The sequence below is a fragment of the uncultured Maricaulis sp. genome (assembly GCF_905480005.1).
In the GTDB taxonomy this organism is placed as follows: domain Bacteria; phylum Pseudomonadota; class Alphaproteobacteria; order Caulobacterales; family Maricaulaceae; genus Maricaulis.
Genome location: NZ_CAJQOO010000122.1, coordinates 19,635 through 42,286, shown reverse-complemented (window position 1 = coordinate 42,286; position 22,652 = coordinate 19,635). Strand labels below are relative to the sequence as shown.

Here is a 22,652-nt window from a genome sequence, read left to right as displayed (position 1 = left end):
CGGGTATCTTCCTACCAGGTACGACGCGAGACTCGGCTGAATCGACCATCGGTAGAATGTATAAAAAAATCCGGCTCCCGCGCTCCCCCGCTTCGCGGCCTGCGTCATGGCGACACGCGACAACGCTTCAGCCTCCTGTTAGTTTCTGTCAGGACAGAAATTGAAGAAGGTCAGGCGTCGTGAAGCTCTCCGCACCCATGCAGCGATTTGTCCTCCATTGGGGCGAGATGGGCGCCCGCTGGGGTGTGAACCGCTCGATCGCGCAGATCCACGCCCTCCTGTATCTCGCGGAATCGCCGCTGCACGCCGAAGAGATCACCGAGGTCTTGCAGATCGCCCGCTCGAATGTGTCCAACTCCCTGAAAGAACTTCAGGCGCTGGGTCTGGTGAAGCGCGAGCATGTGCTGGGCGATCGTCGCGATCATTTTACCGCGACCCATGAGCCCTGGGACATGCTCATGGCGATCGCCGAAGCGCGCAAGCAAAGGGAGATCGATCCAATGATCGATATCCTGCGCGAGTGCGCTGAAGCCGCCGAGGCCGACCCCGACACCCCGAAACTGGCGGTCCAGCGTCTGCGTCGCATGGAGGGCTTTGTCACCAATCTGACGGGCTGGTACGCGCAGATCCGCAAACTCCCGCAGGGCACCTTGCTGAAGCTGATGGAGATGGGAAGTCGCATCGCCCGGTTCGTCGGCGGATGAGGGGGTCGCCATGACCCATCTCTACCAGGCTCTTCTGGGGCCGGACTGGGCGAAGCTTGCTGCGGTTACGCAGGAATTGCACAGCCCCGACCCGGCGGTTCTCTTCGAAGGCCGGGTCGAGATTATCCGTGGCCGCAATCCGCTTGCGGATCTGGTCGCTGCATTGCTCGGCCTGCCAAAGTCGGGGCGCGATCTGCCGGCTCTGGTCCGGGTCAGCCGGCTCGACGGCGATGAATTGCTGGAGCGCTGGTATGACGGCCGCCATTTCGCGACCCGTCAGGCTCGCTCGGCCGGCCGGCTGACCGAGCGCATCGGACCGTTTACATTGGCGTTCGACCTGCGGCTGGAGGCTGGCGCCCTGGTCTTTGATCAGGCCGGTGTGACGCTCTGGTCACTCTCCCTGCCTCACATCCTGTGGCCGCGAATCCGGGCCCGCGAACGCGCTGATGGTCAGGCGCATCTTTTCGATGTCGCACTCAGCCTGCCGCTGGTCGGTCTGATCGTGAGATATCGGGGGCGGCTGGAACAGGCGTCGGACTGACGTCCGGGCGTCAGAACAGCTCCAGGACCTGCTCCGGCGGGCGTCCGATCATCGCCTTGTCACCATGAATGACAACGGGCCGCTCTATCAGTTTCGGATACTCGGTCATCGCCTTGAAGAGCGCTTCCTCATCCTCGACCGCCTTGAGGCCGAGTTCACGATAGTCGGGTTCCGCCTTGCGAAGCCATTCATGGGCGGAAACGAAGCCGAGCTTCTTCATCACGGCTTTCAATTCGTCCACGCTGGGCGCGTCGTCCATGTAGTCACGGACTTCAAGCGCGCTGCCACGGGCTTCAAGCAAGGCCAGCGTCTGCCGCGATTTCGAACAGCGCGGATTGTGCCAGATAATCGTCGAATCGGTCATTGAAAGTCCCTCAAGTGCAGCTATGAAAGCCGGTCTTGTGCTGCAACATCAAGTCTTGGCCTGCGTTTCTTCTGCATTTATGCAATCAGGAATCATTTTCGCTGGCGGTTGAAAGCAGTGCGCGCGCGGCTTCCAGGTGGAGCCGTTCGACCATGTTGCCCTCCAGCGATATCACACCCTTTCCCGCGTTTTCCGGGTCCGCGAAGGCGGCGACGACCTTGGCGGCCTGCTCGAGATCCCGCGAGGTCGGCCCGAAATAGAGATGCGCCAGATCCACCTGCCCGGGGTGGATCAGGGTCTTGCCGTCAAAACCCAGCGCCCGCCCTTGTTCGGCCTCGGCCCGAAACCCCTTGGGGTCGCGGAAATGATTGTAAACGCCATCAAGGACATAAAGGCCCCGTGACCGGGCGGCGCAGACCATATTCACCAGGTGCGGCACCAGGGCGAGGCGTTCATGCTCGAGTGAGCAGTGCAATTCCTTGCTGAGATCATTGGTGCCGGCGATCAGTCCGGCGAGCCCTGTCCCCACGGCGCTGGCGATCGCATTGAGAGCCAGGACAGCACGCGGCGTCTCGATCATCGCCCAGATCGGAATCGAGGACCCGTGCGAGCTCAAGGCCGACCGGGCGGCGTGTAGGTCGCCCACTTGTTCGACCTTGGGAAGGATGACGGCATCGGCCCTGGCCGCGCTGCGCAGATCGGCCGCGCCCCACTCTGTCTCGAGGGCATTGATCCGCACGGCCCGGACCGCGCCCGATGATTCCCAGCTGTGCAGGGCGTTCTCGACCACGGTGCGCGCATCGGTCTTTTCTTCCGGGCCGACGGCATCTTCCAGGTCAAGGATAAGCAGGTCGGCGCCGACATGGGCGGCCTTTTCGATGGCGCGAGGCTTGGAGGCCGGCACAAAGAGGGCTGAACGGATCAGTCGGCGCATCAAGTCGTTTCCGGGGCTTCTGCTCGGTGAGGTTTTGGATATAGCATGTTTTCCATGCCGATGGCGCTGATCCTTTCCAGTCATGTGGCCGCCTCCATGGTCGGAGGCGGGGTCTCCCAGCGCGTGCTCAATTCAGCCCGTATCGACACCATGCTGGTGCCGACCGTTCTCTTCGGGCGGCACCCCGGCTGGGGTGAGCCCGGCGGTGGTCCGGTGGAGCAGGACCAGTTCGAGAGCGTTCTCAGCGGTATTGCCGATCAGGGTCTGCTCGACATCACCGATATCGTGCTGGCGGGCTATTTTGCCGATGTCGGTCAGGTTTTCGATACCGCCTCGGTGATCGATGTCGTGCGCAAGGGGCGGCGCATGAACAAGGGCGTCAAGGCGGCCCTGCCGGCGCCCATCATCGTGGTAGATCCAATCATGGGCGACTCGCCGGGCGGATTGTATGTATCGCCGGCGATCGCGGCTGCCATCAAGGATCAACTGATCACCCGCGCGGACCTGGTCACGCCGAACCTGTTCGAGCTGGGCCATATCACCGGCCGGCCCTTGACCGACCTGGCCTCGATGGTGCGGGCGGCGCGGGCGATGGAGCGGCCAGTCCTGGTCTCGTCCCTGCCGCGTCATGGACAGATCGGCGTGCTCTACGTCGACTCCGAACAGGCCTGGCTGGTGACCCATGACCGACTGCCCAAGGCGCCGAACGGCACGGGCGATGCCCTCACCGCGGCCTTTATCAATCGCTTGCTCGCCGGGGTTGACGCCCGCACGGCTCTGGAGCAATCCGTGGCGATGACGGTCAGTCTCGTCATGAGGGCGCATGAATGGTCTGCGCCTGAACTCCCGGTGGTCGCGGCAGCGGATGTGCTGACCTCACCCTTGGTCACGCTCGAAGCCGAGGCAGTTTAGCCCGCTTGATCGCTGCCGCGGCGCGCGTTAGCCAGTTCCTCATGAGCACCGAGATTTTGCCCGCCCTCCATGGACATGTTGCCGCCGGTTTCGAACCAGTGGCCGATGCCTTCCTTGCCAACTGGAAAGATCAGGACGAGATCGGCGCCGGTTTCGCCCTCAGCCTGGATGGCGAGATGGTGGTCGACATCCATGCCGGTTGGGCAGACCGCAGGAAGTCGCAGGACTGGACCGCCGATACGCTGGTTCCGGTCTATTCCACCGGCAAGGCTATCGCGGCGCTGGTCCTGGCCCGCCTCGTGGACCGGGGGCTCCTGCGCTATGACGCGCCGGTGGCTGATTACTGGCCGGAATTTGGTGCGGGCGGCAAATCCGCAGTGACGGTGGCCGAGGCCCTGTCCCACCAGGCGGGCCTGTCCGGCATTGCCGAGGAGATGGATGCCGGCGACTGGTTCGATGCGGCAAAGATCGAAGACAGGCTGGCGCGGCAGGTCCCGCTCTGGGAGCTGGGGACAGGATCGGGCTATCACCCGGTCACGTTCGGCTTCATCGCCGATGCGCTCGCCCGCCGGACCGATGGCCGCTCCATCGGCGCGATCCTGCGCGAGGAGGTTTGTGGTCCGCGCGGCATCGACTTCCATGTCGGCCTGCCCGAGAGCGAGCATGAGCGCACGGCCGAGCACGCCATGCCGCGACAGGTCCCGGATCTCGGTGAGCTGAACACGGCGCGCCAACTGGCCTTTCTCAAGCCCTGGTCCTCGCCCGGGCGCCGCGGTGCAACGGAATGGCGCAAGGCCGAATTCCCTGCCGCCAACGCTCATGCCACCGCGCGCTCGCTCGCCCGTCTGATGACGGCTTACGCTGATGGCGGAAAGCTGGAGGGCAAGCGCTTTATTTCCGAGGCGACCCTCGCCGCGCTGGTCAAGGAACGCGTCCATGGCCCGGACAAGGTCCTGCCTTTCGACCTCTCATGGGGTGCCGGTATCATGCGCAATGTATCGCCGGGCTTTTACGGACCGACCCCGGAAACCGTCGGTCATTCCGGCTGGGGCGGATCCTGCGCCTTCGCCGATCCGGTGCGCAATCTGACCGGCGCCTATGTCATGAACCGCCAGCACCATTATCTCGCCGGTGACCCGCGGCCCGTCCGGATCATCGAGGCGGTTTACGGCTGTCTTTAATCGGCTGTCGTGGTCATGTGCCGTCTTCTGCCAGCCATTCCAGCGCTTCCGGTCGGGTCGTGAAGACGGCGATCCTCGTCTTCCACCCTTCCCGCGTCATGGCGGACCAGAGTTCGGGGATGATCCGCTTGAGATCATCGGCACAGACCAGCGCGGTCTTTGGTGAGTGGCCGGCGCGGTAGCGCTCATTCCAGCCCCGCATGAAGGTCTGGTGATCATTCATCGCTGCCGGGGTGAAGGTCTCGAGCGTGGCAAAGTCGCCAATGATCAACAACAAATCGAAGTCCGACTGCCAGCCCGGAATGCCCGGTAATTCCGCAATGGAATGGCGCAAATTCAACATCGATGTATCGGCACCGAAGACGAGTTCGGCGACTTTGAGATCACGATGGAGTGTCCAGTGTGCCTTGCCCATACGGCTCCCCGGAAGTGCAGGCGTGTAGTCTAGACATGTTCCTTGCCCAGTGCGCCAGATATCTTCTCATCTTGCTGTGATCAGGCCGGAAAGCGGCGTTCGAGCCATTCCAGAAGATAGGCGTTCAATTCGTCCGGAGCTTCCCACATTGTCCAGTGGCCGCAGCCTTCGATCACGGCGAACTCGCTGTCCTTGCACAAGGCCGGCATCCACCCGGCCAGTTTCGGCGGCAGCATGAAGTCGAGCTCGGCGGAGATCATCAGGCAGGGCAATGAGAGGCGGTGGTCGACACCGCCCATGCGCTGCCAGTTGGCGTCGAAATTCCGGTAGAGATTGATGCCGGGCGCGAAGCCGGTCTTGCGATAGGCCTCGGCATAGACGGCCCGGTCCTCCGGCTTCACCACGATCCGCTTTTCCGGACGGCCATTGAAGCGCTCGAACTGGGCGGGGATATGGGTGATGTCGGGGAAATAATCCTCGAGCTTGCCGATTTTGGGCGGGCTGCCGAAGATAAAGGCGAAGAACTCATCTTCCTTGCCCTCGAACACGCCTTCCGCATAGCCGGGCTCCTGGAAGCGCAGGATATAGTGGTCCTCTCCGCCAATTTCCCGGAAGGCCTCGGTCGGCGGCTGGGCTCCCCGCGGCAGGTGGGGCGTATTGACCCCGATCACGCCGTCAAACCGGTCGGCCGCCAGCATGGCTGCGTGCCAGGTTATGATCCCGCCCCAGTCGTGACCGATCCAGACAGCCTTGTCATGGCCCAGCGCATCGAGCAGTCCGGTGAGGTCGGCAATCATTGTGTCAATGTCGTAGGCGTCGACACCGCCGGGACAGTCCGAGCCACCAAAGCCGCGAAGGTCGGGCGCGATAACCCGATAGCCGGCATTGGCGAGCACGCTGATCTGGTTCTTCCAGGAATAGGCCAGCTCGGGCCAGCCATGGACCAGCAGCAAAGCCTGCCCGGTCTCGGGGCCTGCCAGATGCACGGAAATCTCTATGCCGTTGGTGGCGATCCGTTGCGGTGTCGGGAAATCAGTCATGGAACAGCCTCGTCTCGATCCCGATCGGTGAGCGGGATCAGATCATTGCGGGTTGGCGGGCAGGAGAAAGCAGGGACCGGCATGGGTCAAGCGCGAGGCAGCCGGTTCAGACATCCCCGGGCAGCGCGTCCTGCTTGCGGTCGCGACGGATCTGGCTCCAGGCGAAACAGGCCACGCCTGACCAGATCAGCGCGAAGGTGATCATGTGGCCGGTCGCGAAGGGTTCGCCGCTCATCACGCCAATCCCGAACTGGATGGAAGGCGCGAGGAATTGCATCAGCCCCATGGTCGACAGACGCAGGCCGCGCACGCCGATCGTATAGAGCAGAAGCGGCACGACAGTGACGGCGCCGGCCGCGATCAGCAGCGCGGCCTGGATCGGGGATTCGAGGAAATGTCCGACCCCAGAGGCTTGCATCCAGATCAGGCCGATGATCGCAAAGGGCAGAAGGAAAAGTGTTTCCCATAACAGCCCGACGCGGCCGTCCACCGCGGCCACCTTGCGCAGATAGCCATAGGCCGTGAAGCTCGTCGCCAGCATCAGGGAAATCCACGGAACTTCGCCCACGGTGAGAATCTGGTTGGCGACACCAAGGGCGGCCAGCGAGATGGCCGCAATCCGCCACGGCCCGAGCGGCTCGCGAAGAATGACCACACCGACGGCGATACTCATCAGCGGATTGATGTAATAGCCCAGTGAAGCCTGCAGAACCTGGCCGGTATTCACCGCAAAGATGAAGCCCCACCAATTCACCGAAATCAGCGCCGAGGTCGCGAGCAGTGTCAGCAGGGTCCGGCGGTCCGCGAGGACGCCCAGGGCGGTCCTCAGTCGACCGGAAACGAGCAGCGAGGCCGCCAGAAGCGGCACAGCCCAGACCACACGATGGAGGATGATCTCGATCGCGCCGGCAAAGCTGAGGGCCTGGAAGAAGAAGGGGGAAATGCCCCAGATGAGATAGCCGGAAAGGCCCGCCGCGAGGGCACGCCGCGTATCAGTCGAAGTCTCGGTGGACATGCGGGCTCCTCGGTCGACGTCGTCCATCGCACATAGGGTGCCCGCATGTCGATGACGACCCGCTTCTTGCGCATGACAGGTCTGCGTCTGCCGGCCTGCCGGCTCAGCTGCCGATCAGCCCCTTGTTGAGCAGGCCTTCTGCGATCTGTACGGCGTTGAGGGCCGCACCCTTGCGCAAATTGTCGGAGACGATCCACAGCGCCAGACCGTTATCGACGGTCGGGTCCTCGCGAACGCGGGAAACGAAGGTGGCGAACTCGCCAACGCATTCGACCGGGGTCACGTAGCCTTCGTCCTCGCGCTTGTCGATCACCATCAGGCCCGGGCTCTCGCGCAACAGGTCGCGGGCTTCGCCGGAGGACATCGGGGCGTCCAGTTCGAGATGTGCCGCGATGGAGTGACCCACAAAGACCGGAACGCGGGCGCAGGTGGCGAAGAGCTTGATCCTGGTGTCCAGGATCTTCTTCGTCTCCACCATCATCTTCCACTCTTCCTTGGTGGAACCGTCTTCCATGAAGGTGTCGATATGGGGGATGACATTGAAGGCGATCTGCTTGGTGAAGGCCTGCGGGTCGACGCTGTCATTGACGAAAATGCCCTTCGTCTGCGTCCACAACTCATCCATGCCCGCCTGTCCGGCGCCGGACACCGATTGATAGGTGGCGCAATTGACGCGCTTGATGCCGACCCGGTCATGGATCGGCTTCAGGGCCACGACGAGCTGGATGGTCGAGCAATTCGGATTGGCGATGATGCGTTTTTTCGTCACGCCGTCCAGCGCGTCCAGATTGACCTCGGGCACGACCAGCGGGACATCCGGGTCCATGCGCCAGGCCGAGGAATTGTCGACCACGATGGCACCCGCCTTGGCGATTTTCGGCGCCCATTCCCTGGACACATCACCGCCGGCCGACATCAGGACCAGATCGACGCTGGAGAAGTCGAAACTTTCTGCATTCTGGCAGCGGAGCGTGCTGTCGCCATAGGACAGTTCGACACCCATGGACTTTCGGCTGGCCAGGGCATGGACTTTATCTGCCGGGAAAAGGCGCTCCGCGAGGATGGTGAGCATCTCCTTGCCCACGGCTCCGGTCGCTCCGAATACTGCTATCTTGACGCCCATTTGCGTGATGACCTTTCACTTGCCCAAGGGTTTATCCATGCCGATCGGGTGCACATAAACCCGCATCAGGGCACTGGCTAGGCTGATTTTGCGGTATGGCGCCGTTCTTCTGGCTAAGCCGGGCAAAAATTTCCAATCTTGCAGCGGGTTCAGGCGCGGCGATGCCCGCGATGGACGATGATACCCGGATTGCCTTTCGGCGACGCCCTGGACTGTTTGGCCTTGTTCGCGGTTGTCTTGCGGCCTGCCAGCAAGGGTCGAAACGCGCCCCGGATAGCATCCGCGATTCAAACACTGCCCAGGTTCGATTTTCAGGGCTGGCGTGGCCGTTTCATCTGCAGCCAGATACGCCAGGCAACCAGTCCACCGAGCGCAATGACAATCAGCTCCAGGGCATTGATGCCGAGGAAGAGCGGTGTGATCAGACGCTGCAGCAGGCCCCAGGGGCCGTCATAGATCGTCTCGCCCTGTCGCCAGAAACCGATATAGACAGCGGCTGCGACCACGATGGCAACGCCGAAGAAGGCGAGCCGGATCATCGTCGCCGGGTTGAAGCTGCGACCGGCCCGGGATTGTTCTTCGCGATTGCGGCGCGTGCGTTCGAGAAAGCGGCGTCGACTCATCCCTCATTCTCCTGTGTCTGGTCCGCGGGCGAGTGGATATCCCGGAGGACATCCAGCGCATCGTCAATGTCGACATCCTGCACCGCGCAGGCCTCCACGGGCTCACGGAAATTGACCTCGGAGGCATTGCTCCAGCAAGCGCCATTCAGTGAGCAATAGCAGATTTCCAGCTCCAGGCCGCGCAACGCGGACTGCATGCGCTCGCCAGCATCATCGCCGCGCACTTCGAACACAACCAGATCCTCACCGACCGACAGGACCGAGCTCGGCACGGATGCCGTGGTCACGGAGTAATCCCCGACGAGCTCGGCAAATTGTGGCAATTCCATCGGATGACGGACGAGCTCGCCCTCATACAGGACCCGGAATTCATGAATGAGGGCCGGCCCAAGCCCCTTGTTGGACAGGGTCAGGCTCCCGGCTTCGGAATTGAGGGTGAAAGTGGTGTCGACATAGGGCCAGACCGAGGCGTCGAGTTGACGATCAGACGATTGCAATTCCAGGAAGGCGAACAGGAGCGCAATGGCCGACATCGCGACGGCGCCGAAAGACAGGGCGTATTGATTGCGGTCATGCTCGGTCATGGACACGGTCTCCCCGATCCCGATTATGGCGCTCCAATCGCGTTGCGCCACAGGAGTTTCATTTGCGTTGGGCGCGATTTCATGCGCATAAGTTTGGCAACGGGCGGCCGAACTGGCCGGACGGAAAACTGATCGCCTACCCGGTGCCTGCCTTTCTGGCAGGGTCCCATCGGGCCCAGAGACTTCAGCCTTCCCCGACTTTCTACGTCCGTATTACCGGTATCAGGACGCTGGTACTGACTTTATTTTTTGTCCGGACGCGGGGCATGCATACTGGGAAGGTTCCCTCTAATGGCTACAGGTGTCGTTAAATTCTTCAACCAAAGCAAAGGCTTTGGCTTCATCACCCCGGACGAGGGCGGCGATGACGTCTTCGTGCACATCTCGGCTGTCCAGGCTTCTGGTCTGCCGGGTCTGGAAGATGGCCAGAAAGTCTCTTTCGAAACCGAGCCGGATCGTCGCGGCAAGGGTCCGAAGGCGGTTGACCTGCAGCTGGCCGACTAAGGCAGTTCAGGGATCGCAAGATCTACGGGAAACGGCGCGGAGCTCAGGCTCCGCGCCGTTTTTCTTTGTCCAGACGGGATTCTTTGTCCGGTCGGGATCAGCCGTCGCTCATGGCGTCGCGAACCTGCACTGCCGTTGCGGGAAAGTCCGTGAAGACGCCATCCACGCCGAGGGCATAGATACGCTGCAGCTCGGCGTCGATATCCATGTCCTCGGAAACCGGAACATCATCACGGAAAGTCCAGGGATGAACGGCCAGGCCCAGCGCGTGGGCGCGCGTCACGAAGCCGGTATCGTCCCCGTCCGCAGAGATCAGCAGGGCCTTGGAGGGTCCGACCCCGTCCGCGAAGGTCGCGGCATCTTCCAGTGAGACTGTCGGGGTAAGCGGGTCGGCTTCCGTATCCAGCTCGATCATCGGGAAAACCAGCATCAGAAGCCGGGTTTCGACCTCACCGTTGAGGCGGGCGAGAAAGTCCGGCTCGAAACACTGGATCGCAGTCGGCGCGTCGGCCGTATCGAGACCGCGGGCACGCAGGATTTCGACCAGAACCGGCAAGGGGTCGAGGCCGATGGCAGTGAAATGGCCCGGCGCCTTCACCTCGGGTTCGGTGCGAACATTGTGCTCGGCCGCGAGGTCCAGAACCTCCTCGAATGTCGGGATCAGGAATTGGTCATTGTAGCTGGCATCCCGCTGCGGCCAGGGCTGGCGGGCGCGCAAGGCGCGGATTTCGGCCAGGGTGAAGTCCTCGACCCACCAATCCTCGCGATCGCCCTGGGTGCGTCGCCGGTCCGCGTATTCGGGAAGGTCGGCGATATTGGTTGTCGTGGAGAGATAGTGATCATGGCGTACGACCAGAACGCCGTCGGCGGTCATGACGAGATCCGGTTCGATCACATCGGCGCCCTGGGAGATCGCGAGTCTGAAGGCTTCCAGCGTGTGTTCCGGCCGGTCACCCGATGCGCCGCGATGAGCGATGACCAGGGGTGGCTGGCCGTCGAGCGTGGTCCAGACATGCGGCTGCGGGCCTTCTGCAGCCGGTGTACAGGCTGCGAGCCCGACAAGAATCCCAATCCCCAGAAAGATTTGTCGCATCGCCCCCTCCCGCTTTGCTGAATTGCACTCTAGCCTGAGCCGGTATCGCACGGGAGTGACAAATGCGCGACAAGAGCCGGTTTGACGAGCTTGCCGATGCGGCGGAGCGCTATGGGGTGTGCTCGCTGGACAATTATGCGGTGATCCGTTCGGTGGCCGAGAATGTCTCGACCGGATTCTGCCGCTTTCTCGGGTCGGGTGACAAGGTGTGCGTCCACCTGGTCCCGCCGGAAGGTGCGTGGTCACCGCAACCGCACCGGTCCGGCGCTTTTTCGGTGTCGGGCAAGGGCTTCTTGCCGCTTGGCGTCATCAGTTTCGGACTGGCAGTGAAAGTCTCGCGCACGGGTGACTGGACGCGTCTCGTCCTGTCCTGTGCGAAGAAGGGCCATCATGTCGAGATCGCGATCGCCAATGGTCCGGTTTTCGATCTGGAGCTGCCGCTTGGCGAGTCGGCGCTGACGATCGTGTTCGAGCGCTTGCAGGCGCATCTGATTGCCTGGTTCAACGACCAGGCCGATCTCTACGAGAACGGCGATTATGGCGGTCGCACGATCGGGTTCGATCTGGTTCACTCCGACGAGGGCTCGCTCTAGGCGAAGGCCTGACCGATCAGTGCGGCGATATCCAGTCCCGGACTGCCAAACAGGCCGGATCCGAACACGCCAGCGCCGCCGACCAGGCCCAGAAGGGCGCTGGACGCCAGCCGGCGACGCAGCATGAATGCCCCGGTCCAGCGGGCGATGGCAAAGGCATTGCCGGCCCCGATCAGGGCGACAGGGCCGCCGATCAGCATGGCGGCGATGAAGGATGTCACGGCCAGTTGGGCCTCTTGCGGCAGGGTGTCCATTTTTGCCTCCCCAGGTCTGTCGCCTCCGGGCGACGAATGGAACGAAACGCGCTAACAGGATCGCCATGATAGAGACCGGACCTGACCTCACCCTGACTATCGCGCTCATCGCCGGTTCAGGTGTTGCTGCCCAATGGCTGGCCTGGCGCCTGCGCTGGCCCTCCATCGTCCTGATGATGGGGGCAGGCCTTATCCTGGGGCCGATCTGGGCCTTCGCCGCCGGCGCGCCCCTGGTCCATCCCAGCGCCGTTTTCGGTGATTATCTGCGCCCCATGATTGCCCTGGCCGTGGCCGTCATTCTCTTTGAGGGCGGGATCACCCTGAATTTCCGCGAGCTGCGCGATGCCTCCGGTCCGGTACGGCGCATGGTCTTTCTCGGCTATCCGCTCGGATGGGCCGGCGCGGTCCTCGCCCTGCATTATGTGGCAGGTCTCGCCTGGGACATTTCCGCCATGATCGGGGCCCTTTTGACCACGACCGGTCCGACCGTTGTCCTGCCCCTCCTGCGCCAGGCCAAATTGCCCGGCCGGATCGCTTCGGTGCTGAAGTGGGAAGGTATCGTCAATGATCCGATCGGTGCGTTGTCGGCCGTCTTTGTCTTTGAAGCCATCCGCCAGACCGCACTGGGCCAGGACTGGATCCAGGCCGGCATGGCGCTTGGGCTGGGCGCGCTGATCGGCGCGGCGCTCGGCTTCGCCTTCGGAACCGGCCTTTCGCGCGCTTTCCGGCGCGGCTGGGTACCGGAACCCATGAAGGCGCCGCTCATTCTCGCGGCTGTCCTGGTCTGCTTTTCTGTCGCCGACGCGCTGGCCAGTGAGACCGGGCTTGTTGCCGTGACCCTGTTTGGCCTCGTGGTGGCGAATTCGCGGCTGGCCTCGATCGAGGAAATGCGTCGCTTCAAGGAAGGAATTGCCTCCATCCTTGTCGCCAGTGTTTTCGTTGTGCTGGCGGCCGATCTCGCCCCGGGCGACTTGCTGGCGCTCAATGGCTGGCATCTGGCCTTCGTCGGCGTCTTCATCCTGGTGGCCCGGCCGATCTCGGTCGTGCTCGCGACCTGGGGGTCCGGCCTCAATCTGAAAGAGACCGCCTTTATCGGCATTATCGGCCCGCGCGGTGTCGTTGCGGCGGCGGCGGCGGGCCATCTCGCGGCCAGCCTTGTCGAGGTCGGGCGCGAGGATGCGGCCATTCTCGCCCCGCTGGTCTTCGTGACCATCTTCATCAGTGTTTTCGGGTGCGGGTTTGCGGTCTCACCGCTGGCCAAGCTTCTGGGTCTGTCCCAGTCGGGCCCCGAGCGTCTTCTTCTCGTCGGCGCGAACCCCTGGAGTCTCGGCCTCGCGGATGCGTTGAAGAAGGCCGAGGTACCGGTCACGATCGCCGATACCAGCTGGCGGCGGCTGCGGGCCGCGCGTCTGGCCGGGCACGATGTCCATTATGGCGAAGTCCTGTCGGAGGTCGCTGATCACCGGCTGGAGCCCGCCCGTTTCTCGGCCCTGCTCGCCGTTTCTCCCAATGATGCCTACAACGCCCTGGTCTGTATCGAATACGGGCCGGACATGGGCCGTAGCCGGGTGTTCCAGCTGTCCGGCTTTGACGGGCCTGTGGACGCCGAGAAGGTGGAGGATGATCCGCGAGCGATTGCCTTCACAGCGCGTGGCCGCACGCTGATCCGGCGCGGGCGCGGCTATGACAGCCTTGCACGGGACTGGTGGCAGGGGTGGCGGTTTCGCAACACCAAATTGTCCGACACCTATCCGCTCGAAACCTATCTCGAGGACGCCGGTGAAAGTCCGGATCTGGTCATGGCGCGCATGCTCAATGGCAGTTTCCATCTGCTGGGCTCGGGCCGCGAGGCACCCAGCCAGCCGGGAACGATCCTGATCCGTTTTGGACCGCCAGAGGCGGACGCACCGGACAACAGGCCTGACGATCAGTCGTCGTAGGGCTGTGACCCGCCGGGCGGGGCCCCGCCGCAATAGGGCCAGTTGTCGGCATTGGGGTCGCCGTGCGGGCAGACCGCATCCGTGCCTTCATAGATAGCAATACAGCCGGACAGGCTGGCTGCGCCCAGAAGCACGGCGAGGACAAGAAGTGAACGCTTGACTGACATGATGAGGCCCCTCTTCGGCCATATCGTGCCGTCAGGCTTGTTCCAGTGCAAGCTTTTAGGGGCGTGCCTTCATGGGGAATTAACCCTGCTGCGCGCAGATAAAACTCCCGGTTTTGCGACAAGGATCGAGCATGGCCCGCCGGCCCAGAAAATCTCAGGCGGCGCAGCGCGCCCGCTCGGCAGCGCCATCGCGCGGTCAAAGGCGTTCGCCCCGGCGAAAGCGCAAGAGCGGCGGAGGCTTTCCCTGGTTCCGCATCGCGGCCTGCCTTGTCATCATCGCCTCACTCTTCATCGGTGGCTTGCTGGTCTCGATCGCGCGCGACCTCCCGGACACAAGCGGCCTGGAAGCGGTCGAACGCACGGCCACAATCACCTTTCTTGACCAGGATGGCGCCCTGATCGCACGACGCGGCTCGGCTCACGGGCATGAAGTAACGATCGACGAGCTGCCGCCCTATCTCGTCGATGCGGTCCTCGCGGTGGAGGATCGTCGCTTCTACAGCCATCCCGGGATTGATGTGATCGGTCTTGGCCGCGCCATGGTCGCCAATCTGCGCGCCGGCCGTGTGGTCCAGGGCGGGTCGACGCTGACCCAGCAATTGGCCAAGAACCTGTTCCTGTCCCCTGAACGGACCCTCCGCCGGAAGGTCCAGGAAATGATGCTGGCCTTCTGGCTGGAAAGCCGTTTCAGCAAGGACGAGATTCTCGAGCTCTATCTGAACCGCGTCTATTTCGGCGGCGGCGCCTATGGCGTCGAGGCGGCATCCCTGCGCTATTTCTCCCGTCCGGCCAGCGAACTGGGTCTGGGTGAAGCGGCCCTGCTTGCCGGCCTGCTCAAGGCGCCCTCCCGCTACAGTCCGGTCAATGACGCCCAGCGCGCCGCGGCGCGGGCAACCGTCGTGCTTGATCTGATGGCCCAGACCGGCCGGATTACCGACGCCGAACGGATTGACGCCGCCTCGACCCCGATCCGGGTTTCACGCGGCGCCTCGAGCCAGGGCGCCCAGTATTTCGTCGACTGGGCCGCGGAACAGGTGCGCGGCATTGCCGGCCTCGATCATGGCGACCTGGTCGTGCACACCACGCTGGATGTTGATGCCCAACGCGCCGCCGAGCGGGCGCTCAGCACTATACTGGACGATGATGACCTGGCAGCCGGTGCCGGCGAGGGCGCATTGGTCTCCCTGGCGCATGATGGCGCCGTGCGCGCGATGGTCGGCGGGCGCTCCTATGCCCGGTCGCAATTCAATCGCGCTGTCCTGGCCCAGCGCCAGCCGGGTTCCGCCTTCAAGCCCTTTGTCTACGCTTCGGCTTTCGAAGCGGGGCTGACACCGGAAGACCGGCGCAATGACGCCCCCGTACGGATCGGGGACTGGGCACCGCAGAACTATAATGACGAGTATCGGGGTGAGATGAGCTTGCGCGAGGGTTTCATCCGCTCGTCCAATTCCATCGCCGTCCAGATTGCCGAGGAGACCGGCCGTGGTCATGTCGCCCGTCTGGCGCGCCGACTGGGCATTGAGAGCCCGATGCGGGTCGATCGCTCGCTGGCGCTCGGCGTGTTCGAGGTGACGCCGCTGGAACTCGCCTCCTCCTATGCGCCCTTCGCCAATGGCGGTCTGCGGGCCTCGGCCTATGGCATTGACCGGATTGAAAGCGCCGACGGTGACCTCGTCTACGCCGCCGCGCCCGCCGGGGGTGAGCTGGTGCTGGACGCGCGCACGGGCCAGCGCATGCGTGATCTGTTTTTGACCAATGTCCGTCAGGGCACGGGTCGCCGCGCGGCAGTGTCCGGACTGACGATTGGCGGCAAAACCGGGACCACCAATGATTTCAGGGACGCCTGGTTCGCCGGATTCAACAGCGAGCTGGTGACGGTCGTCTGGACCGGCAATGACGATAATTCGCCCACTGAACGGGCCACGGGCGGCGGTCCGCCGGCGCGGATATTCCAGGCCTATCTGCAAAACGCCCCGCGTCACGGCCTCGGCGCGGCGCCGATTGCCGCTCCTGATGCACTCGCCGACATCCTCGCGGCAAGCCTGGACCCATCACCCGAAGCCACATCCGATGCGCCCGCGACGAATGCGGAGACTGACACGGACAGTGGCGAAGACCCCATCGGTGCATTCCTCGCCGGTTTGGGGGGACGCGACTGACCCAAAATCCCCCCAAAGAGCCACACTGTTTCAAGGACGTGTCGCTGCCGTGGTGTTAAACTCCCGTTCGAGGGACCTAGAAACACCGATCCATTAAGGGGGTCATTATGAGATACAGCCTGCTTACTGCCGCTGCCGCGGCGAGCGTCGCCATTTACATGCTGCCGGCCGGCAGCGTCGAGGCCCAGAGCCGTGCAGCGGCGGAAGCCGCCATGGAGCGGATGGGACTGGATGGCGGACAGGACGGCTTCAGCTATGACAGCGTCAGCTTCCGCAGCGGTCGCTACATTCTCAACGATGTCACTTTCAGCGACATCAATGATGAAGGCGATGGCGGCCCGGACGTGGTCCAGGTCGAGCGCATGATCTTTGACGCGCTTCGCCTCGATTCCGACGGTGAAGTGCTGTTTGACGGTCTCGCTCTGGAAGGCATCTCGGCCACCGATGATATGGATGGCACCGTGGTCCGGCTCGACCGCGTCAGCCTTGATGGCCCCAATTCGGTCATGACGCATGATTTCGGTCGCGCCGTCGCGGGCGAAAATGATGATGATTTCGAGCCGGACTGGAATCTCTACGAGTTTGAGGGATTCGCGATTGAAGGTCTCGTGGGCCAAGGCGAAGAAGACGGCAATCCGTTCGAGTTCAGCCTCGCCCAATTCGTCGTCGAGCAATACTCACGCGTCGAACTGGGTCGCCTGGCCATGCTCGGCTTCGCCTTCTCGGGTGCAGACGAGACCGGTGAGAATGTGACCGTCAATCTCGGCGAGATGTCGATCCTCGGCTTCCAGACGGCGGCCTATGCCGACATGATGGATGCCGCGGCTGCGGGCGCTGATGAAGACGCGGTGATGCAGGCCTATTACCAGAGCGCCTTCCTCTCTCCGGTTGATATCTATGACCGCTTCGCCGTGCGCGACATCCTCGTCGAGGCGTCGGGTGTTCATTTCTCCATGGATCACCTCACGGCCGAAATGGAGCGCAGCGGCTCCCGGGTCTTCAGCACGGCTGAACTCGGCTCCGCAATGCTGATCCCGGACGCATCCAAGCCGGGCGGGGCACAACTCGCCATGGGTCTGGGCATGCTCGGCTATGACCAGCTCGAACTGCGGATGCAGGCCAACTCGGTCTATGACGAAGACTCGGGCCGCTCCTACACAACCGGCGAAAACTATCTCGAGCTGACGGATGGTCTGCGTATCGAGATGGCGCAGGACATGTCCGGCTTCAACGAGTATCTGGCCAACATGCCGTCGGCGATGGAAACGCTCTCTACCGTGGACGAGTCCGATGAGGCCGCCCAGATGGATGCGATGGTCAGTCTGATGGGGCCGCTTCTCATCAATAATATGTCCATGCGCTTCGTCGACCTGTCATTGCTTGACCGCGCCCTTGATGCTGGCGCTGCGGCCCAGGGCATCACCAAGGACGAATTGCGTGTCCAGGCTGGTGCGATGATGGGTATGGGTCTGATGGCGGCACCGCCGGAGATCCCGCGAACGGTACTCGCCGAGCTGTCGTCGGCCCTGACGAAGTTCGTCAATCAGGGTGGCAGCCTGACGATCGATATGACCCCGCCCGAGCCGCTCAGCATCGGTGAGATGTTGGTGGATATCGAGGCCGGCACCTTTGATTACAACGTGCTGGGGCTGAGCTTCACGTCCGAAGCGCCCTGATCGTGTCCTGACGAGAGACAGGAAAGGCGCCAGTCGGTTCGACTGGCGCCTTTTTCTTGTTCGCCGTCCAAAGGGGCAGGCCCTAGCGGCTGGCGAGTGCGGCCTGGCCGGTTTCGTCCATGAAAGCCTTCATCCGCGGCGCAATCTGCTCGCGGAAACGGCGCCCATTGAAAACGCCGTAATGGCCGACATCGGGCTGGATCCAGTCCTGTTGCAGCGTGTCCGGAAGGCCTGAGCACAAAGTGTGCGCGGCCTGGGTCTGGCCAATGCCGGAAATGTCGTCATTCTCGCCTTCAACCGTCAACAGGGCGATGTCGCGAATGGCGGCCGGGTTGACCGTGCGCTCGCCGTGCATCTGCTCGCCCTTGGCCAGTTTGTGCTCCTGGAAGACGTCGGTGATGGTCTGCAGGTAGAATTCTTCCGACAGGTCCATGACGGCAAGATACTCGTCGTAGAAGGTGCGGTGTTTGTCGGCATTGTCGCCATCGCCATCGACCAGGTGGGTGAAGAAATCCCAGTGAGCGTCGACATGGCGCTCCAGATTCATGTTCATGAAGCCGGCCAGCTGCAGGAAGCCCGGATAGACACGCCGGAAGGCGCCGGGATTCGGCGCTGGAACGGTGTGGATCAGATTTCCTGCGAACCAGTCGAACGGTTTCTCTTCTGCCAGCTTGTTCGGCACGGTCGGCGACAGGCGGGTATCGATGGGCGAGCCCATATAGGTCATCGAAGCCGGACGGTTCGGGTCGTCATCCTCGGCCATCAGCGCGATCGCGGCCAGTGTTGGCGGACCTGGCTGGCAGACAGCGACGACGTGGACGTCCGGTCCCAGAAGGCTGACCATTTCACGGATATAGCTGGTGAATTCATCGAGATCGAAACGGCCGTCAGTGACCGGGACCATCCGCGCATCCTGCCAGTCGGTGATGTAAACCTCACTATCCGGCAGGAAGGCTTCAACGGTGCCGCGCAGCAGCGTCGCATAATGGCCCGACATCGGTGCGACGAAGAGGACTTTTCGATCCGGCGTCTCATTGCCCCGGGCCGCGATGAGTGCGTCATGATCGCGTTCGAAGTGGAGCAGTGAGCACCAGGGTTTGGTCCAGACGACTTCCTCGCTGACGCCAACGCACTGCCCGTTGACCGTGGTGTGATCGAGCATCCATTCCGGCTTGGCATAGCGCCGGGTCACGGATTCAAAGAGTTCGGCGGCGGCGGCCATCGAACGACCGGCAATGGACTCGGCCATCGGATTCATGGGCGAGCGGAGGGCCTGCCGGGTGGCATTGGCCGCCGCGCGCCATGGTGTCATGGCGAGACGATTGAATTCATAGACGCTGTAAAGCATACGCTCTCCTCGCGTCGGCGCCGTGCGCCGGCACTGTTCCGGATGACTATCCGGGATTTTCCTCAAGGAAGTCTTGCAGGCGGAGCGCGACATCGCGCGGGTCCACGCCCGAGGTAAAGAGATCAACGAAACGCCCGTCGCCATCCATCACATAGATGATCGACGAATGATCCATCAGATAGTCACTGCTGCTGTCTTCTTCGGCGCGTTGGTAGACCACGCGATAGGCCCGGGCGACGGCGGCAATCTGCTCCTCGCTGCCCGTCAGACCGACAAGGCCGTCGGGAAAGGCCGGCGAGCTGACATAGCGGGCCATCTGTTCCGGCGTGTCCCGCTCCGGATCGACCGTAATCAGGATGGGCTGAATTCGGGCCTGTTGCCCGGCATCCAGCTGGTCCATGGCGGCGGCCATGATCTGCAGGGAAAAGGGGCAGACATCCGGGCAATACGTGTAGCCGAAATAGATCAGCATGACCTTGCCGGCATAGGCTTCCTGCGTGACGCTTGCTCCGGTCTGGTCGATCAGTTCGAACGGGCCGCCCACCAGGGCTTCCCCGGTTGTGCGCACGCCTGAGCGACGCTCCACGACCTCGCCCGGCTGGGTCAGGTAGAGAGTGAAGAACGCTATCAACAAGACTGTGGGCGCTGCGATCAGCAGCCAGAGCAATGGACGCGGCATTGTCACTCCTTGGCCGGCGCCCGGTCTATCCGGGCGCAAACGAAGCATGCTAGTCAGAATGCTCCGGTTTTGCTGCGGATGCGAAGGTAGGGCCAAGCCCGCGCCCTGTCCATAACCGGACGCGGTCACGCTTTCAGGAGGCAAGCACGCGATGAGTGAGAGCGATTGGGACCCCTATGGCGGGGACGCCCATCTGACACCGGTCTTCGGGCGGCTGCGCCTGCGTACACTGGTCATGCTGCGATGGCTCGCGGTTGGCGGGCAGACGCTGACCATTCTGATCGTGCATTTCGTTGTCGGGTTCGAGCTGCCGATCGGATTCTGCCTCGGCCTGATTGCCATGAGCGCGCTGGTCAATACCTGGCTGACCCTTGCTGTGCCGCCGCAGAAATTCGCCCGGGACTGGGAAGCCTTCGCCCAGCTGGGTTTTGACATCCTCCAGATGTGCGCGCTGTTGACCCTGACAGGTGGCTTGCAAAATCCCTTCATCGTGATGCTGGCAGCCCCCATCATCATTGCCGTCGCTGCCCTCCCGGCGCACTGGTCCGGCGGTGTCGCAGCTGTTGCGATCAGCGGGACAGGCGCGATGTGGCTGTGGAGCCTGCCCCTGCCCTGGTATGGCGGTGACACGCTTGACCTGCCGGGCATGTACGTCTTTGGCCTGTGGGCGGCCATCTTCATCGCCGTCGCCTTTACCGCCGTCTATTCCTGGCGGGTCAGTCAGGAAGGCAAGCGCATGGCCACGGCGCTGGCGGCAACCCAGAGCGTTCTTTCCCGCGAGCAGCGCCTGTCGGCACTGGGTGCCCTTTCGGCCGCTGCCGCGCATGAGCTGGGAACGCCACTGGCAACCATCCAGCTGACCGCCAAGGAAATGCTCCGCGAGATCGAGGCCGACTCGCCGCTGGCCGAGGATGCCGATCTCCTGGTCACACAGGCGCGCCGTTGCCGCGACATACTGAAGCGGTTGGGCGAGGTGCAGGAAGCCTCCGACGAGCGGCATGACCGTATCGAGTTTCTCGCTGCACTCGAGGAGGCGAGCGTGCCCTTGCGCGGCCTTGGCCCGGTCGTGACGGTGGAGTTGTCGGAAACCGGCGATGGCGACGCGCCTGTCTTGCGGCGCATTCCTGAGCTGCTCTATGGCATCGGGAACTTCATTGAAAACTCAGTAGATTTCGCGGCCTCCCGCGTTGTTGTGGAAGGGCGATGGGACCGGTCCAACATCTATGTTCGTGTGGTCGATGACGGGCCCGGTTTCACCTCGGACATTCTCTCCAAGATCGGTGAGCCCTATGTTACGACCCGGTCGGGGACTCCCGGCCAGGGCGGCCTCGGACTGGGTGTCTTCATCGCCAAGACCATGATCGAGAAAAGCGGGGGTGTGGTCCGTTTTGACAATGCGCCCGGGCCGGGTGGCGCGATTGTCGCAATCCGCTGGCCGCGCAAACGGGTAGAGGTGCCGCCCGCACTGGGCTAGATAGTGGTCAAGGACCAAAATTCACGAGGACCGACGCGTGAGCGAGATCGAATACGAGCTTCCCGAAGACAAATCCCTTCTCATCCTGGACGATGACGCGCCCTTCAGGACCCGTCTTGGCCGTGCCATGACCGGTCGCGGTTTCATCGTCTCGGCCGTGGCCAGCGTTGATGAGGCCAAGGAAGTGGCCCGCTCCAACCCACCGGCCTTCGCGGTGCTGGACCTGCGCCTGCAGGACGGGGACGGACTGGATGTGGTCAAGGCGCTGCACGCCTCGCGCGCCGATTGCCGTGTGGTGATGCTGACCGGTTACGGCAATATCGCGACCGCAGTGGCTGCCGTGAAAGCGGGCGCCGTGGACTATCTCTCCAAGCCGGCCGATGCCGATGACATCATCAAGGCGCTGCTGGCCCACCCGGAAGACAAGCCGGAGCCGCCGGAGAACCCGATGTCGGCCGATCGCGTGCGCTGGGAGCATATCCAGCGCGTTTTCGAGCTGTGTGATCACAATGTCTCGGAAACGGCCCGCCGGTTGAACATGCACCGCCGCACCCTGCAGCGCATCCTGGCCAAACGCGCACCGCGCTAGCGGGTGGCCATTTCGCTGGGGGCGACCCGGGCATAGCCATAGACGGGGCCGCCATTGGCGCCCTGAACGATGGCGACCGTGCCATAGCGGCGGAAGCTCTCACCGGTGAAAGTGGCCGGCCCGCCCGCCCAGTTTCCCAGATATGTCATGCTCTTGACCATGTTGTAGTGAAGCATGTCGAGGCCGTCATTCTCGCCCGCGCGGACTTCCACCGTGGCCCATCCGGGAGAATAGGCGACGAGCCAGACATCCAGCTCCTCTTCCGGCGCATTGCCGTCCAGCGTGACCTGAAAGGAGCCGAAGGGACCGTCGGCAATCGTGATAACCGGGCTGTCCGGCATGGCGGTCAGACGTTCGCCCACGGCCAGGGCAACGGCATCGCGTTCCCAGCCGGGCGCATCGGTCACGCCATCAACCACGAAATGGGGAGTGTAGAGACGGGGCACGTCGAGCCGCGGCAGATAGGTCCGCTGGCGCTGGACATATTCCGGCCGGGCATAGGTGTCGGTCCAGCCATACATGTCCCAGTAGGACACCGCATAGGCGAGCACGAAGACATTTTCGCGCTGGTCCAGCTCGCCGAGATAGCGATTGGCTTCCGGGCACAGCCCGCAGCCCTGACTGGTGAAGAGCTCGACCAGGACCGGGCGCTCCTCGCAGGGCGTTTCCGCGTCATCCTGAGCGACCGCACCCGGCAGCGACAGCCCGCTCATGGCTGCGAGCAAAAGGGGAAGGAGCCA

The 22,652-nt window shown here is 63.1% G+C and carries 25 protein-coding genes; 11 read left to right on the top strand and 14 right to left on the bottom strand.

What is annotated here, in order from left to right:
- Positions 1-197: 197 nt before the first annotated feature.
- Together QZ266_RS10795 and QZ266_RS10790 are read left to right on the top strand one after the other, a co-directional pair.
- Positions 198-704: a MarR family transcriptional regulator gene (locus tag QZ266_RS10795; RefSeq protein ID WP_295695028.1), complete on the top strand. Its 507-nt coding sequence runs from the start codon at positions 198-200 to the stop codon at positions 702-704.
- A gap of 10 nt (positions 705-714) precedes the next feature.
- A complete protein-coding gene (locus QZ266_RS10790; protein WP_295695026.1) occupies positions 715-1,245 on the top strand; it encodes a DUF4166 domain-containing protein in 531 nt (176 codons plus the stop codon).
- Between the two features lie 10 nt (positions 1,246-1,255).
- On the opposite strand, the gene arsC is transcribed toward QZ266_RS10790, so the two are convergent.
- Both arsC and QZ266_RS10780 read right to left on the bottom strand, forming a co-directional pair.
- Positions 1,256-1,609: an arsenate reductase (glutaredoxin) gene (gene arsC / locus QZ266_RS10785; protein ID WP_295695024.1), complete on the bottom strand. Its 354-nt coding sequence runs from the start codon at positions 1,607-1,609 to the stop codon at positions 1,256-1,258.
- An 85-nt stretch (positions 1,610-1,694) separates the two neighbouring features.
- A complete protein-coding gene (locus QZ266_RS10780) occupies positions 1,695-2,543 on the bottom strand; it encodes a CoA ester lyase (RefSeq protein ID WP_295695022.1) in 849 nt (282 codons plus the stop codon).
- Between the two features lie 45 nt (positions 2,544-2,588).
- On the opposite strand from QZ266_RS10780, the gene QZ266_RS10775 reads away from it, so the two are divergent.
- Both QZ266_RS10775 and QZ266_RS10770 read left to right on the top strand, forming a co-directional pair.
- Entirely contained in the window at positions 2,589-3,455 is an 867-nt protein-coding gene (locus QZ266_RS10775; protein ID WP_295695020.1) for a PfkB family carbohydrate kinase, read from the top strand.
- A gap of 41 nt (positions 3,456-3,496) precedes the next feature.
- Positions 3,497-4,636: a serine hydrolase domain-containing protein gene (locus tag QZ266_RS10770; RefSeq protein WP_295695018.1), complete on the top strand. Its 1,140-nt coding sequence runs from the start codon at positions 3,497-3,499 to the stop codon at positions 4,634-4,636.
- Between the two features lie 13 nt (positions 4,637-4,649).
- Here the strand turns inward: QZ266_RS10770 and QZ266_RS10765 are convergent, their stop codons facing one another.
- From QZ266_RS10765 to QZ266_RS10740, 6 genes are all read right to left on the bottom strand, one after another.
- Complete coding sequence (locus QZ266_RS10765) at positions 4,650-5,051, bottom strand: hypothetical protein (protein WP_295695016.1); 402 nt, start codon at positions 5,049-5,051, stop codon at positions 4,650-4,652.
- Positions 5,052-5,131: 80 nt separating this feature from the next.
- The gene (locus QZ266_RS10760) at positions 5,132-6,091 is read right to left on the bottom strand and encodes an alpha/beta hydrolase (RefSeq protein WP_295695015.1); all 960 of its coding nucleotides are present in this window, start codon (positions 6,089-6,091) and stop codon (positions 5,132-5,134) included.
- Between the two features lie 106 nt (positions 6,092-6,197).
- The gene (gene rarD / locus QZ266_RS10755) at positions 6,198-7,106 is read right to left on the bottom strand and encodes an EamA family transporter RarD (protein ID WP_295695013.1); all 909 of its coding nucleotides are present in this window, start codon (positions 7,104-7,106) and stop codon (positions 6,198-6,200) included.
- A 103-nt stretch (positions 7,107-7,209) separates the two neighbouring features.
- Positions 7,210-8,229, bottom strand: coding sequence for an aspartate-semialdehyde dehydrogenase (locus QZ266_RS10750; RefSeq protein WP_295695011.1), 1,020 nt, complete (start codon positions 8,227-8,229; stop codon positions 7,210-7,212).
- 311 nt (positions 8,230-8,540) lie between these two features.
- Positions 8,541-8,852: a hypothetical protein gene (locus QZ266_RS10745; protein WP_295695009.1), complete on the bottom strand. Its 312-nt coding sequence runs from the start codon at positions 8,850-8,852 to the stop codon at positions 8,541-8,543.
- Entirely contained in the window at positions 8,849-9,436 is a 588-nt protein-coding gene (locus QZ266_RS10740; RefSeq protein ID WP_295695007.1) for a hypothetical protein, read from the bottom strand. The genes QZ266_RS10745 and QZ266_RS10740 overlap by 4 nt, the downstream gene beginning before the upstream one ends.
- Positions 9,437-9,727: 291 nt before the next feature.
- On the opposite strand from QZ266_RS10740, the gene QZ266_RS10735 reads away from it, so the two are divergent.
- On the top strand, positions 9,728-9,940 hold the full coding sequence (locus tag QZ266_RS10735; protein WP_295695005.1) for a cold-shock protein: 213 nt from the start codon (positions 9,728-9,730) through the stop codon (positions 9,938-9,940).
- A gap of 97 nt (positions 9,941-10,037) precedes the next feature.
- Here QZ266_RS10735 and QZ266_RS10730 read toward each other — a convergent pair whose 3' ends face one another.
- Positions 10,038-11,033, bottom strand: a complete 996-nt coding sequence (locus tag QZ266_RS10730; protein WP_295695003.1) for a glycerophosphodiester phosphodiesterase family protein — start codon at positions 11,031-11,033, stop codon at positions 10,038-10,040.
- 62 nt (positions 11,034-11,095) lie between these two features.
- Between QZ266_RS10730 and QZ266_RS10725 the strand changes: the two genes are divergently transcribed.
- Entirely contained in the window at positions 11,096-11,626 is a 531-nt protein-coding gene (locus QZ266_RS10725; RefSeq protein ID WP_295695001.1) for a hypothetical protein, read from the top strand.
- Here QZ266_RS10725 and QZ266_RS10720 read toward each other — a convergent pair.
- Positions 11,623-11,880, bottom strand: a complete 258-nt coding sequence (locus tag QZ266_RS10720; protein ID WP_295694999.1) for a hypothetical protein — start codon at positions 11,878-11,880, stop codon at positions 11,623-11,625. The two genes, QZ266_RS10725 and QZ266_RS10720, sit on opposite strands and share 4 nt — an antisense overlap.
- 65 nt (positions 11,881-11,945) lie before the next feature.
- Between QZ266_RS10720 and QZ266_RS10715 the strand changes: the two genes are divergently transcribed.
- Positions 11,946-13,820, top strand: a complete 1,875-nt coding sequence (locus QZ266_RS10715) for a sodium:proton antiporter (protein ID WP_295694998.1) — start codon at positions 11,946-11,948, stop codon at positions 13,818-13,820.
- On the opposite strand, the gene QZ266_RS10710 is transcribed toward QZ266_RS10715, so the two are convergent.
- Positions 13,808-13,987 (bottom strand): hypothetical protein, encoded by a 180-nt coding sequence (locus QZ266_RS10710; protein WP_295694996.1) that lies wholly within the window; start codon positions 13,985-13,987, stop codon positions 13,808-13,810. The genes QZ266_RS10715 and QZ266_RS10710 overlap by 13 nt on opposite strands.
- A 131-nt stretch (positions 13,988-14,118) precedes the next feature.
- On the opposite strand from QZ266_RS10710, the gene QZ266_RS10705 reads away from it, so the two are divergent.
- A complete protein-coding gene (locus tag QZ266_RS10705; protein WP_295694994.1) occupies positions 14,119-16,146 on the top strand; it encodes a transglycosylase domain-containing protein in 2,028 nt (675 codons plus the stop codon).
- A gap of 107 nt (positions 16,147-16,253) precedes the next feature.
- Positions 16,254-17,822 (top strand): hypothetical protein, encoded by a 1,569-nt coding sequence (locus QZ266_RS10700; RefSeq protein ID WP_295694992.1) that lies wholly within the window; start codon positions 16,254-16,256, stop codon positions 17,820-17,822.
- 82 nt (positions 17,823-17,904) lie between these two features.
- Here the strand turns inward: QZ266_RS10700 and QZ266_RS10695 are convergent, their stop codons facing one another.
- Entirely contained in the window at positions 17,905-19,170 is a 1,266-nt protein-coding gene (locus QZ266_RS10695) for a polyhydroxyalkanoate depolymerase (RefSeq protein WP_295694990.1), read from the bottom strand.
- A gap of 46 nt (positions 19,171-19,216) precedes the next feature.
- Positions 19,217-19,849: an SCO family protein gene (locus tag QZ266_RS10690; RefSeq protein ID WP_295694988.1), complete on the bottom strand. Its 633-nt coding sequence runs from the start codon at positions 19,847-19,849 to the stop codon at positions 19,217-19,219.
- 151 nt (positions 19,850-20,000) lie between these two features.
- Between QZ266_RS10690 and QZ266_RS10685 the strand changes: the two genes are divergently transcribed.
- Both QZ266_RS10685 and QZ266_RS10680 read left to right on the top strand, forming a co-directional pair.
- Entirely contained in the window at positions 20,001-21,323 is a 1,323-nt protein-coding gene (locus QZ266_RS10685) for an ActS/PrrB/RegB family redox-sensitive histidine kinase (protein ID WP_295694986.1), read from the top strand.
- A gap of 37 nt (positions 21,324-21,360) precedes the next feature.
- On the top strand, positions 21,361-21,912 hold the full coding sequence (locus tag QZ266_RS10680; RefSeq protein WP_295694984.1) for an ActR/PrrA/RegA family redox response regulator transcription factor: 552 nt from the start codon (positions 21,361-21,363) through the stop codon (positions 21,910-21,912).
- Here QZ266_RS10680 and QZ266_RS10675 read toward each other — a convergent pair.
- Positions 21,909-22,625, bottom strand: a complete 717-nt coding sequence (locus QZ266_RS10675; protein WP_295694982.1) for a thioredoxin family protein — start codon at positions 22,623-22,625, stop codon at positions 21,909-21,911. The two genes, QZ266_RS10680 and QZ266_RS10675, sit on opposite strands and share 4 nt — an antisense overlap.
- Positions 22,626-22,652: the final 27 nt, after the last annotated feature.